Genomic DNA, 12,754 nt, shown 5'->3' with positions numbered 1-12,754 from the left:
CAAGTTTGGAATTTTAAAACGGATTAAATAAATATAATTTGACAACCTATAAAAAAAGCTTCTAATTTGGAAGCTTTTTTTATGTAAATGTTTATTTATTATTAGTAATAATTAAAGTTTAAAGAACATTTATTCGAGTATAAATATGATATTTTATGAAGTAAATTCGAAATAAATTATATTTAAGAAGAGTTGTAAATTATTAATAAAATGAAATATTTAAACATTGATTTTTATCAAATTACTTTTTTTTAACCAAATTTTAAGAAAATTAGAAAAAAATTGTATTTTGCAAAAATGTTAATCAATACTATAAAGGATATTATGAAAAAATTATTAAGTGTTTGTTTTGCACTTTTTTTAGGTTCTGTAATGGTAGCCCAAACCACAATTACAGGAACCGTAAAAGAAGCAAAAACAGGGCAGCCAATTCCGGGTGCTAATATTAAAGTTGTAGGAAAATCTATGGGAACTACAGCTGATTTTGATGGAAATTTTTCTTTAAAAGTGGCTCAAAATCCGCCTTTTTCTTTAGAAATTTCTTTAATTGGGTATTCTTCTGCTAAGGTTGAAATTACTCAAAACAATCAACAAGTTAATGTGCTTCTAGAAGAGTCGGCAACGGCTTTAGATGAAGTAGTTGTATCGGCATCCAGAACACCTGAACGTATTTTGGAATCTCCAGTAACTATTGAAAGAATGGATGTGAGAGAAATAAAAAATACTTCGTCTCCTACATTTTACGATGGATTGGAAAATTTAAAAGGAGTAGATGTAAACACTAATAGTTTAACATTTAAATCTGTAAATACAAGAGGTTTTGCAACATTTGCAAATACACGTTTTATGCAGTTGGTAGACGGTATGGACAACTCTTCTCCAGCATTAAACTTTAATTTGGGGAATTTGTTAGGAATGTCTGAGCTAGATGTAAATACTGTAGAATTGTTGCCTGGAGCTTCTTCTGCTTTGTATGGAGCAAATGCTTTTAATGGTATTTTATTTATGACAAGCAAAAATCCATTTAATTCTGAAGGTGTAAGTGTATATGGTAAAACAGGAATAACTTCATCTAAAGATGCAGGGGATAATAATTTTGTGGATGCAGGAATTAGAATGGCTTATAAATTTAGCGATAAATTTGCTGCAAAAGCTTCTTTTTCATTTTTAAAAGGTACCGAATGGTATGCAACTGACTATAATCAATATTTAGATAATGGAGCTGGGAATCCAGATACTGTTGTTCCAGTTACTAGTGACCAAACAGCATTTGATCAATTAAATGTATATGGTGATGAAGTTACATTAGGAGCAACTTCTTTTAAACATCTAAAAGGAGTTGGACAATATTTAGAATCAATAGGTCAATTACCTCCAGGGACTAGTAATATATTACCTGAAGATAATGTGTCGCGTACAGGTTATAAGGAAAGAGATTTAACAGATTATGTAGCTGAAAGTGCAAAAGTAGATATAGCTTTTCATTACAGACCTTTTGCAGACGATTTAGAAATTATTTATAATGCAAAATTTGGAAAAGGAAATACAATTTATCAAGGAGCTAACAGGTATTCAATAGATAACTTTTTTATGCAGCAACATAAATTAGAAATTAAAAATGATAATTTCTTTGTAAGAGCTTATATGACTGATGAAGATGCAGGAGATTCTTATGATATGCGTTTTGCTGGAATAAACTTAAATAAGCAAACAGCATCTCAATGGTTTGGAACTTATGCGGGAGCTTATGCGCAAGCAGCAGGACAAATACTTGCAGGTGGAGGATCTATGACTGATGTACAAGCCGCTTCTTCTCAATTGCATGCTGGAGCTAGACAATATGCGGATGCTACAGTTACATTACAGCCTGGAACACCAGAGTTTAAAGAGGCTTTAAAGGCTGTAACTTCAGATCCAAGTTTAATAACTGGTGCAAAATTTCAAGACAATTCAAGAATATATCATGCAGATGGTAATTATAACTTTGCAGATGTGGTAGATTTCGCAGAAATACAAGTTGGAGGTTCTTGGAGACAGTATTCTTTAAATTCATCAGGAACAATTTTTACTGATTATGATGGAGCAATAGATTATAATGAGTATGGAGCATACATGCAACTGCAAAAGAAATTTATTGATGACAGGTTAAAATTTACAGGTTCTATTCGTTATGATAAAGCTAAAAACTTTGATGGAAATGTATCACCCAGAGTTTCAGTATCCTATTCTTTAGGTCAAGGTAAAACAAGAAATTTAAGAGCTTCTTTTCAAACAGGATTTAGAAATCCTACAACTCAAGATCAATATATTGGGCTAGATGCGGGTCAAGCAATATTAGTAGGTTCTGCACCAGATAATTTAGACAGGTATACATCAAATCCAATTGAAACAAGTAGTACTGCTCAAATGTTAGGGTTTCCTTCCTCAGTACAACTAAGTGGTAGAGTTGCTTATGAAAATGCATATACATTAGCTTCATTATATGCATTTGGAGCAAGTGCTGCAGCAGGATCACCAAACCCATCCTTATTAAAAGTAGCTAATTTTGAATATGTAAAACCTGAAAAAGTTACAGCTTATGAAGTTGGTTATAGAGCAGGTTTTGGAAAATTTTCTTTAGATGTTAGTGCTTATTACAATCAATATGAAGATTTTATAGGTAATAAAACTGTAGTGTCTCCATTATATGGTAAAGTTGATTTTTCTGACATCATACCTTTACCTGCGCAATTAGGAGGTCCAACTCCAGCAGCTTTAATTGCTATTGGTAATGGTGATTACCAACCATTTCAAGTATATACCAATTCAAAAGCAGATATTTCTTCTTATGGTGGTAGCATAGGTTTAGCAAGTAAAATATTTGGTGATTATAATGTAGGGTTAAATTATACGTATGCGAAATTTGATTTTGATCAATCTACTGACCCTGATTATGAAGCTGGATTTAACACTCCAGAGCATAAAGTGAAATTTTCAATTGGAAACGAAAATTTAATTGAAAACTTAGGGTTTAATATCAACGTTCGTTGGAATGATGAATATATGTGGGAATCTTCTTTTGCAGATGCTATAATTGATGCCAAAACGGTAGTGGATGCACAAATAAATTATACAGTTTCTAAATGGAAATCTACCTTTAAAATTGGGGCTGCCAATTTAGGAGGTAAAGAATATTTGAGTGCTCCTGGAAACGGGAAAATAGGTTCGCAATATTTTGCCTCTTGGACAATCAATCCATAATATTTATCAATCTATAAATGATACTATAAACGCTCTAAATCTTTAGGGCGTTTGTTTTTTGAAAAAAACTTATTTTATTTTTTTCAAAATTAAATCAAAAAACTATCTTTGCACTTCGAAAAAAGAGGTTAACCTCAAAAGATTAAATATCTAAAAAATAAATAGTTAAAGTAATGACAAAGGTTACAGGTAAAGTTGCGCAAATTATTGGTCCAGTTATTGACGTTGAGTTTGAATCTGGGGTAGAGCTTCCAAAATTATACGATTCATTAGAAATTAATAAAACAGATGGATCAATTTTAGTATTAGAAGTACAATCTCATATTGGTGAAGACACAGTTAGAACTATCTCAATGGATTCAACAGATGGATTAAGTAGAGGAACTGAAGTTTTTGTAACAGGTAATGCAATTCAAATGCCTGTTGGAGATGATATTTATGGGCGTTTATTTAATGTAATTGGAGATGCAATTGATGGTTTAGGGAACTTACCAAAAGAAGGTGAAAATGGATTGCCAATTCACCGTCAAGCTCCAAAATTTGAAGATTTATCTACTTCAACTGAAGTTTTATATACAGGAATCAAAGTAATTGACTTAATTGAACCTTACGCAAAAGGAGGTAAAATTGGATTGTTTGGTGGAGCCGGTGTAGGTAAAACCGTATTAATTCAAGAGTTAATTAATAATATTGCTAAAGGTCACGGAGGGTTATCTGTTTTTGCAGGTGTTGGAGAAAGAACACGTGAAGGAAACGACCTTTTAAGAGAGATGCTAGAATCTGGTATTATTAAATATGGTGATGATTTTATGCACTCTATGGAAGATGGAGGGTGGGATTTAACCAAAGTTGATAAAGCTGGAATGAAAGAATCTAAAGCAACTTTTGTTTTTGGACAAATGAATGAACCTCCAGGAGCACGTGCACGTGTTGCTTTATCAGGTTTAACAATTGCAGAATATTTCCGTGATGGCGCAGGAGAAGGACAAGGAAAAGATGTATTATTTTTCGTAGATAATATTTTCCGTTTTACTCAAGCGGGTTCTGAAGTATCAGCTTTATTAGGGCGTATGCCATCAGCGGTAGGTTATCAACCAACATTAGCAACTGAAATGGGTGCTATGCAGGAGCGTATTACTTCAACAAAAAATGGGTCAATTACATCGGTACAAGCGGTATATGTACCTGCAGATGATTTAACAGATCCAGCTCCAGCAACAACATTTGCGCACTTAGATGCAACAACGGTATTATCTCGTAAAATTGCCGAGTTAGGTATTTATCCTGCTGTAGATCCATTAGATTCTACATCAAGAATTTTAACTGCAGACATTTTAGGAGATGAGCATTACAATTGTGCTCAAAGAGTAAAAGAGTTATTGCAACGTTATAAAGAATTACAAGATATTATTGCTATTTTAGGGATGGAAGAACTATCTGAAGAAGATAAATTAGTAGTTCATAGAGCTCGTAGAGCACAACGTTTTTTATCTCAGCCTTTCCACGTAGCAGAACAATTTACAGGTATTCCAGGTGTATTAGTTGATATTAAAGATACTATTAAAGGATTTAATATGATTATGGACGGTGAGTTGGATAAATATCCAGAGGCAGCATTTAACTTAAGAGGATCTATCCAAGATGCAATTGATGCAGGTGAAAAAATGTTAGCAGAAGCTTAAAAAAACTAAAAAAATGATTTTAGAAATTGTAACACCAGAAGCAACGTTATTACACACTGATGTAGATGTAATTTCAGTGCCAGGTATTAATGGTGAATTTCAAATGTTAAATAATCACGCACCTATAGTTTCATTACTTGTTGAAGGTATTATAAAATTTAAAGGTGAAAATGTGAAAATTGAAGAGCAATTTGAAAATAAATTTACCAATACTAAAGAAGAGTATACTTTACCTATTAAAAGTGGAACTATTGAAATGAAAGAAAATAAGGTAATTATACTTGCAGATTAAAAAAGTTTCAATAAGCTATATAAATTTAAATCCTCGTTGTACAACGAGGATTTTTTTTGTTTAATTGTTAAAAAAATAATAAAATTTTTTTAAGGGTTTGTTATGTTAGTGTAAATAGAGAACTTTACTGTTTTTATATCTAAAATTAACCTAAATTATATTATGAGAAAAACCCTATTATTATTTGCAATAGTTATGAGCTCAAGTATAGTCTCAGCACAACTATATGTTAACGAGCAAACAACTAAAAAAGTGCCAACTCCAAATTATAGATTGGCAGATAAGTTTTCACCAGAAAATCTTGCAAAACTGGTGCACTCTACAAGAGTTAATCCACATTGGTTAAAAAAAGGAAACCGTTTCTGGTATCAATATAAAACGTCTGAAGGCTCTAATTATTATTTGGTTGATGCGGATAGAAGAACTAGAATCAAATTATTTGATAATGAGAAAATGGCAAAATGGTTAACCGAAATTACCAAAGATCCATATGATGCTCAACATTTACCTAAATTTAGTTTTAAGTTTGTGAAAAACGAAACAGCCATTCGTTTTAGAGTAACTGCTACTGAAGAGGTTGAAGTTGTTGAAGATGAAAAAGATGATGACAAAAAAATAATTGAAAACGATTCAACAAAAGTAAAAAAAGTTAAGAAAAAGAAACCTAAAATGGAAAAGAAGGTTTATCACTTAGAGTATAAGTTAGGAGATAATAAGCTAACCATTTTAGATACTAAAAAAGATGAAAAAAAATGGCTGCGTTGGGCAAACGTAGCTCCAGACAGTTCTATTGTATTATTCTCTAAAAATTTCAATTTACATTGGATGGATAAAGAGAATTTTTTAAAGGCTGTTAAAGATGAAAAAGACACAACTATTGTGGAACATCAATGGACAAAAGATGGAGAAGAATATTATGGATATGGTGGTGGATCTAGAGGTGAAAACAATGAGACCAAAGAAGAAAAGAAAGATGACAGGAAGGGTATTTGGGGAACATGGTCACATGATTCCAAAAAATTTGTTTTCCAAAGAACAGATTCACGTCATATAAAAGATTTATGGGTAATTAATTCGGTTTCTAAAAAAAGACCGACCTTAGAAACGTATAAATACCATATGCCAGGTGAACAAGAATATTATAAAAGTGAATTGTTAATTTTTGATATTCCATCTAAAGATGTTAACAAAATAAAATTAGATACTGTAAAACAACAAAGTTTAACGGTATACAGAGCTCCTAGAAAAAAATCTAACTATGATGATGATTTTCAACCATCATTATTATTATCTAAAAAAGGAAAAGTATATTTCAGTACTATCAGTAGAGATCGAAAGAAATTAGATATTTGTGTGGCTGACATTAATACGGGAGATGTTACCGTTTTGGTTAAAGAACGATTCAATACTTATATTGAAGCTAGACCATTAGTGTTATTTAATAATGAAACCGAAATGTTGCATTGGGCTGAGCGTGATGGTTGGGCACACATCTATTTGTATGATACTAAAGGGAATTTAAAAAAGCAAGTCACCAATGGGTCATACCACGTGGCTAGTATTGAAAATGTTGATGAAAAAGAACATGTATTATATTTTACAGCTAATGGTGTAGATAGAAACATCGATCCTTATTACGAACACTTATACAGAATTAATTTAGACGGTACAGGTTTAAAAACTTTAAATAAAGGTGATTTTACCACAAGTACTAGCCTATCAGATTCTAATAATTATTTTGTAAGTAATTATTCAAGAGTTAATACTGTTCCAAAATCTGAATTAAGAAGTAATAACGGAAGTTTGATAATGAAGCTAGAAGAGGCAGACTTATCGCAATTATTCGCTACAGGGTATAAATTCCCTGAAACCTTTAAAATGAAAGCTGATGATGGTATTACAGATATTTATGGTGTAATGTATAAACCTTTTGATTTTGATTCCACAAAAGTGTATCCATTATTAGAGTACGTATATCCAGGTCCGCAAACTGAAGCCGTAAATAAATCTTTTTCCGTTAGAATGGATCGTTTAGATAGAATGGCACAAGTTGGATTTATTGTTGTTACGATGGGAAATAGAGGAGGACATCCAGATCGTTCGAAATGGTACCATAATTATGGGTATGGAAATTTGAGAGATTATGGTTTAGCTGATAAAAAGTACGTAGCTGAGCAATTGGCAGATAAATATCAGTTTATTGATATTAATAAAGTAGGTATTTATGGTCACTCTGGAGGAGGATTTATGTCAACCGCTGCAATGTTAGTATATCCAGACTTTTTTAAAGCAGCTGTATCTTCTGCAGGAAATCACGATAACTCAATGTATAATAGTTGGTGGAGTGAAACACATCATGGGGTAAAAGAAGAACTTGATGCCGATGGAAATATTAGATACAAATATAGTATTGATAAAAATCAATCTTTAGCGGCGAATCTAAAAGGACACTTAATGTTAATTCATGGCGATGTTGATAACAATGTACATCCTGGAGGAACTATTAGAATGGCTGACGCTTTAATTAAAGCTAATAAGCGATTCAAATTTATGATTATGCCAGGACAACGTCATGGATTTGGTAGAATGACAGAGTATTCATTTTGGTTACGTGCAGATCACTTTAGCAAATACTTTTTAGGAGTAGAAGCTTCAAATGTTGATATTATTGAAATGAATAGAGATAAACCAAAAAAATAATTAAACCATAATGTTTCTAAAAGAAAGGCTTATTCAAATTTTGAATAAGCCTTTTTTAGTTGTTATATAGGTTTACTATTAATATATAAATTGTTCTAAAGTATAGTTTAAAGAGTATTATGTTATTATAATTTATGGTGTTTAGGTAGAGTTTTAAGTATATTCTTCATAAAAAACACCAAGATTTTTCTTAGTGTTTTATAAATATTTATTAATGAAGATTCTTTTTTATTTGCTAAAAAGCTTTACAATATCGTTTCCATTGGCCAAAATAAGTAAAGCAATTAAAATTAAAAACCCTGTGATTTGAGCATATTCTAAAAATTTATCATTTGGTTTTCTACCTGAAATCATTTCATATAAAGTAAACACCACATGCCCTCCATCTAAAGCAGGTATAGGTAGTAAATTCATAAAACCAAGCATAATTGATAAAAAGGCTGTAATTCCCCAAAACGATTTCCAACTCCAAGTAGAAGGGAAAATATTTCCTATGGCTATAAACCCGCCAATACTAGTAGCTCCTTTTTTTGTAAAAACGTATTTAAATTGGGTGATATAATCTTTCAAAGTCCAAATAGCTAAAGAATTTCCTTTGGTAATACTTTCTAAAAAACTATACTGTTTGTGCTCTACTTTTACTCCACGCATTTTAGATGTTGAAACCCCGATAGTTCGATTTTCATTTGGTGTAACATCAATAGTTTTATGGCTTCCATTTCTGTCTACAGTAATAGCAATATTTTCTTTTGAATTTAGCACTAATTGTGTGAATTCATTCCAATAGTTTACAGGAACATTGTTTACAGAAATAACTTTATCATTTTTTAACAATCCTGCTTTGTCTGCAGGAGAATCCACAACAACAGTATCAATTACAGCAGTGGTTCTAACCTCAAAAGGTTCCATAACACCATTTTGCCACATAACTTCTCCAATATCTTCTGGAATTGCTATAGTCTCGTTTATACCATCTTCGTGAATTACTTCTAAAGATGTGATATCTCTTAAAAATAAATGTTTATTTATATCTGTAACATCTAATGGTTCGGCACCATTAAATTTGATAATTTTATCTCCATCTTTAAAGCCATATTGTTTGAATGTTTCATGAACAGCAAAACCATTTTTAACATTTTCTGGCTTTACAAATTCTACACCCCAAACAAAAGTAATCATGATATAAATTACAATACCTAAAATAAAGTTTACAATAACACCTCCAAGCATTATTATTAAACGTTGCCAAGCTGGTTTAGATCTAAATTCCCAAGGTTGAGCTGGTTGTTTCATTTGCTCAGTATCCATACTTTCATCAATCATCCCAGATATTTTCACATATCCTCCTAAAGGAATCCATCCAATTCCATAAACAGTATCACCAATTTTTTTCTTAAATAAAGAGAATTTATAATCAAAAAATAAGTAAAATTTTTCTACACGAGTTTTAAATAATTTTGCGGGAATAAAGTGCCCTAACTCGTGCAATACGATTAAAAATGATAAACTTAAAATAAATTGTGATGCCTTTATTATTATTTCCATATATGTATTTTCAATTAACTAAAATCGCACAAATGTACGTTTTTAAATACAGTTGTAAAAACAGATTAATTAGGTTGTTAAAGGTTTTAACAAAGTTTTAAAATAGTACACCAAGTATCCTATCAATTTGTGCTAAATTTGTGTTTTAAACTTTTTGAAACAATGGACACTCAATTTTTTAAAAAATCTTTTCCAACCTTGGTCATTATGGGGCTATTTTCGGTAATTATGATCTACGCAATATATACACTTTTAACACCTGAAAAAAAATTACCTATATACAATCCGGCAGATGTAAATCCGAAATTAGTAGATGAAAGTTTGTTGCACATTAGAAGAAATCATAAAGTGTTAGATTTCAAATTAATCAATCAAAATGGAGATACAATTACACAAGAAGATTATAAAAACAAAATTTATGTAGCAGATTTTTTCTTTACTAGATGTATGACTATCTGTCCAGTAATGACTAACAATATGGGAAAGCTACAAGAAGTATTTAAAGAAGATGATGATATTAAATTTTTGTCTCATTCTGTGACTCCAGTTATGGATAGCGTTCCTATTTTAAAAGAATATGCAATTAAAAAAGGAGTAATTGATTCAAAATGGAATATTACTACTGGTACTAAAAAGCATATTTATGAACTAGCTCGTAAAAGTTATTTTGCTGTTTTGGATGAAGGAGATGGAGGGTTGCAAGATTTTATTCATACCGAAAATTTTGTTTTAGTTGATAAAAAAAGACAAATAAGAGGGTATTATGATGGGACTGATCTAGATGATATTCAAAGACTTATAGCTGATATTAAGATTTTAAAAAATGAATATTTAGATTAATGACAATTGTCATTGTTTAGAATCATTCTAATTTAGTATATTTGCTCATTATTTATAATTATTCTTAATAATGGGAGATACTATTGGAAGTTTACGAATTGGAGAAGTTGGAGTTATAGAAGATTTTTGTTTAGATGTTATCCCTTTAAACCTATTAGAAATGGGATGTTTACCTGGGAAAAAAGTAAAACTATTACAAGTTGCTCCATTAAAAGATCCATTATATATAAAAGTAAACGGAAGCCATTTAGCCATTAGAAAAGATATGGCCAATCTAATAAATATTACAAAGCTATAGTAATAACATAATGAAAAATAATTCGGTGATTAATATAGCTTTAGTTGGAAATCCCAATACTGGAAAAACGTCATTATTCAATCAACTTACTGGATTAAAACAAAAAGTTGGAAACTATCCTGGGATTACTGTTGATAAAAAACAAGGAAAATGTAAAATTTCTGAAACTTTAACAGCCGAAATTATTGATTTACCGGGAACCTACAGTATCAATCCTTCAACTTTAGATGAAACAATTGTATTAGATACGCTTTTAAATGAAAACAATCAAGCATTCCCAGATGCTGTAGTTGTAGTAGCTGAGGTTGAAAATTTAAAACGGAATTTATTATTATTTTCTCAAATTAAAGATTTAAAAATTCCAACCATTTTAGCTATTAATATGGTTGATCAAATGGATAGAAAAGGAATTTCTATCAATGTTGAAGCTTTAAAAAAAGAATTAAAATCTGAAGTAGTTTTAATAAGTTCTAGAAAAAATATTGGGATAGATACTTTAAAAAAAGAGCTTCAAAATTATAAAAATTGGGATACAGAAACACTTGCAAATATTTCTGAAAAAATTGACCCTAATTTTTTTAATGAATTGAAATCTGAGTTTTCTGGAAATTCGTTATACAAATCTTGGTTATTAATTACTCAACAACCTAATTGTCATTTTTTATCAGAAAATCAACACATTAAAATTGATTCTTTTAAAAAAAACATCGATAAAATTAAAAAGTATCAACATAAAGAAACTATTTACAGGTATCAAATTATTAACAAGATTTTAAAAAAGACGTATAAGGTTGACAAAACTATCGCTACTGATTTACGTTCAAAATTAGATAGAATTTTAACTCATAAAATTTTTGGTTATGTAATTTTTGCAACCATTTTATTGTTGATTTTTCAATCAATATTTGAATGGGCTAGTTTCCCAATGGATTTAATTGATACCGTTTTTGCAAGTTTAAGTGAGTTGGCTAAAAATAATTTACCGCCAGGTACTTTTACCAATTTAATTGCAGAAGGAGTAATTCCTGGTATTGGTGGAGTTTTAATTTTTATCCCTCAAATTGCCATTTTATTTTTATTTATTTCTGTTTTAGAAGAAACAGGTTATATGAGTAGAGTGGTATTTTTAATGGACAAAATAATGCGTAAATTTGGAATGAGTGGTAAAAGTGTTATCCCATTAATTTCAGGAACTGCCTGTGCTATACCAGCTATTATGGCCTCTAGAAATATAAGCGATTGGAAAGAGCGTTTAATTACTATTTTAGTAGTGCCTTTTACTACCTGTTCGGCTCGTTTACCTGTATATGCCATTCTTATTTCATTAATTATACCAAGTAAACGTGTGCTAGGTATTTTTAATTTACAAGGTTTAACATTAATGGGCTTGTATTTGTTAGGATTTACTGCATCAATTTTATCAGCAATATTGCTTCATAAAGTGCTAAAAATAAAAAGCAGAAGTTTTTTTGTAATTGAAATGCCAAATTATAAATTACCATCTGTAAAAAATGTTTTTTATGAAGTAGTTGAGAAAACAAAGGCTTTTATTTTTGGAGCTGGGAAAATTATATTAGCATTGTCAATTGTATTATGGTTTTTAGCATCTAATGGATCGGATTCCTTTACAAATGCAGAACAAATTGTGAAGGCTGAGCCATCTTCTAAAAATTTATCTGAAGAAGCACTTCAAAAAAAGATTGCATCTTATAAATTGGAGAAATCGTATATTGGAACTATGGGAAAAACTATTGAACCAGTTATAAAACCGATGGGGTACGATTGGAAAATTGGTATTGCTTTGATAAGTTCTTTTGCAGCTCGTGAAGTTTTTGTTGGTGCATTAGCAACTATTTATAGTGTAGAAAGCGAAGGTGAAGATGTTGGAACAATTAAACAGCGTATGGCAGCTGAAGTGAATCCAGTAACTGGTAAAAAAAGGTTCAATTTTGCTACAGGAATGTCGCTACTTCTTTTTTATGCATTTGCTATGCAATGTATAGGTACTTTAGCAATTGTTAAGCGTGAAACTAAAAGTTGGAAATGGCCTTTATTACAAGTTACTGGTATGGGGGCTTTAGCTTATATTGTTTCTGTTATAACATTTAATATTTTAAGTTAATGCAAGATATTTTAGTATATATATCAGTAGGTCTA

At 30.6% G+C, this 12,754-nt stretch carries 8 protein-coding genes; 7 read left to right on the top strand and 1 reads right to left on the bottom strand.

The genetic code is table 11. From position 1 onward, the window contains the following. Positions 1-324 precede the first annotated feature (324 nt). From ACFQZW_RS07580 to ACFQZW_RS07565, 4 genes are all read left to right on the top strand, one after another. Positions 325-3,240, top strand: coding sequence for a TonB-dependent receptor (locus ACFQZW_RS07580; RefSeq protein ID WP_298265687.1), 2,916 nt, complete (start codon positions 325-327; stop codon positions 3,238-3,240). Between the two features lie 173 nt (positions 3,241-3,413). Next, positions 3,414-4,922: a F0F1 ATP synthase subunit beta gene (atpD, locus tag ACFQZW_RS07575; RefSeq protein ID WP_298287785.1), complete on the top strand. Its 1,509-nt coding sequence runs from the start codon at positions 3,414-3,416 to the stop codon at positions 4,920-4,922. 13 nt (positions 4,923-4,935) lie between these two features. Further along, positions 4,936-5,214: a F0F1 ATP synthase subunit epsilon gene (locus ACFQZW_RS07570; protein WP_298265691.1), complete on the top strand. Its 279-nt coding sequence runs from the start codon at positions 4,936-4,938 to the stop codon at positions 5,212-5,214. Positions 5,215-5,376: 162 nt separating this feature from the next. Continuing rightward, positions 5,377-7,914 carry a S9 family peptidase gene (locus ACFQZW_RS07565; protein ID WP_386782138.1) on the top strand — a complete coding sequence of 846 codons (2,538 nt, stop codon included), beginning with the start codon at positions 5,377-5,379 and terminating at the stop codon, positions 7,912-7,914. 228 nt (positions 7,915-8,142) lie between these two features. On the opposite strand, the gene rseP is transcribed toward ACFQZW_RS07565, so the two are convergent. After that, positions 8,143-9,459, bottom strand: a complete 1,317-nt coding sequence (gene rseP, locus ACFQZW_RS07560) for an RIP metalloprotease RseP (protein ID WP_298287791.1) — start codon at positions 9,457-9,459, stop codon at positions 8,143-8,145. 162 nt (positions 9,460-9,621) lie between these two features. On the opposite strand from rseP, the gene ACFQZW_RS07555 reads away from it, so the two are divergent. The 3 genes from ACFQZW_RS07555 to feoB all read left to right on the top strand — a co-directional run bounded on the left by ACFQZW_RS07555 (position 9,622) and on the right by feoB (position 12,719). Then, entirely contained in the window at positions 9,622-10,299 is a 678-nt protein-coding gene (locus ACFQZW_RS07555; protein WP_298287793.1) for an SCO family protein, read from the top strand. A gap of 70 nt (positions 10,300-10,369) precedes the next feature. Then, the gene (locus ACFQZW_RS07550; RefSeq protein ID WP_298265700.1) at positions 10,370-10,597 is read left to right on the top strand and encodes a FeoA family protein; all 228 of its coding nucleotides are present in this window, start codon (positions 10,370-10,372) and stop codon (positions 10,595-10,597) included. Positions 10,598-10,607: 10 nt separating this feature from the next. Beyond that, a complete protein-coding gene (gene feoB, locus ACFQZW_RS07545; RefSeq protein WP_298265701.1) occupies positions 10,608-12,719 on the top strand; it encodes a ferrous iron transport protein B in 2,112 nt (703 codons plus the stop codon). Positions 12,720-12,754 lie beyond the last annotated feature (35 nt).

Source organism: Lutibacter aestuarii (assembly GCF_042676885.1).
GTDB classification, from domain to species: Bacteria; Bacteroidota; Bacteroidia; order Flavobacteriales; family Flavobacteriaceae; genus Lutibacter; species Lutibacter aestuarii.
The sequence above is the reverse complement of the archived record's forward strand: the minus strand, read 5'-3'. Positions and strand labels throughout refer to the sequence as shown.

Bases quoted from the DNA above. Each gene is read 5' to 3' on its own strand.
- ACFQZW_RS07580 (WP_298265687.1), top strand. From the start codon at position 325: ATGAAAAAATTATTAAGTGTTTGTTTTGCACTTTTTTTAGGTTCTGTA.
- atpD (WP_298287785.1), top strand. From the start codon at position 3,414: ATGACAAAGGTTACAGGTAAAGTTGCGCAAATTATTGGTCCAGTTATT.
- ACFQZW_RS07570 (WP_298265691.1), top strand. From the start codon at position 4,936: ATGATTTTAGAAATTGTAACACCAGAAGCAACGTTATTACACACTGAT.
- ACFQZW_RS07565 (WP_386782138.1), top strand. From the start codon at position 5,377: ATGAGAAAAACCCTATTATTATTTGCAATAGTTATGAGCTCAAGTATA.
- rseP (WP_298287791.1), bottom strand. From the start codon at position 9,459: ATGGAAATAATAATAAAGGCATCACAATTTATTTTAAGTTTATCATTT.
- ACFQZW_RS07555 (WP_298287793.1), top strand. From the start codon at position 9,622: ATGGACACTCAATTTTTTAAAAAATCTTTTCCAACCTTGGTCATTATG.
- ACFQZW_RS07550 (WP_298265700.1), top strand. From the start codon at position 10,370: ATGGGAGATACTATTGGAAGTTTACGAATTGGAGAAGTTGGAGTTATA.
- feoB (WP_298265701.1), top strand. From the start codon at position 10,608: ATGAAAAATAATTCGGTGATTAATATAGCTTTAGTTGGAAATCCCAAT.